Below are 251 nucleotides of genomic sequence, written 5' to 3'. Positions count from 1 at the left end.
CACGTGCATACTGTGGTGCCGGGTTGTGGCGAATCTTGCCGGTCTTAGTGATGGTCCAGCTATCACCAGAGTCAAAGTCCCGGGCCATGAGCGGGGTACGGTAGCCGCGAGAATTCAGATTGAACGATTCACTGGTCTTGCGACCAGCAGTCGTGCGCCGGAACAGAGCATGCAGCTCAGGCTCGTCAGCACGATCTATACCGCGATCTTCAGTCTCGTGTTGCTCATAACGACCACCATCACGGCTGATC

The 251-nt window shown here is 56.6% G+C and carries 1 protein-coding gene; it reads right to left on the bottom strand.

Annotated features, from left to right (window positions below; translation table 11 throughout):
* Positions 1–251, bottom strand: a 251-nt coding sequence (locus AC1RPG_RS08890; protein ID WP_481762623.1) for a hypothetical protein, incomplete at both ends; no start/stop codon positions are given.

This window comes from Dellaglioa sp. CoH-57-MRSF-18 (genome assembly GCF_056781995.1).
The sequence above is the reverse complement of the archived record's forward strand: the minus strand, read 5'-3'. Positions and strand labels throughout refer to the sequence as shown.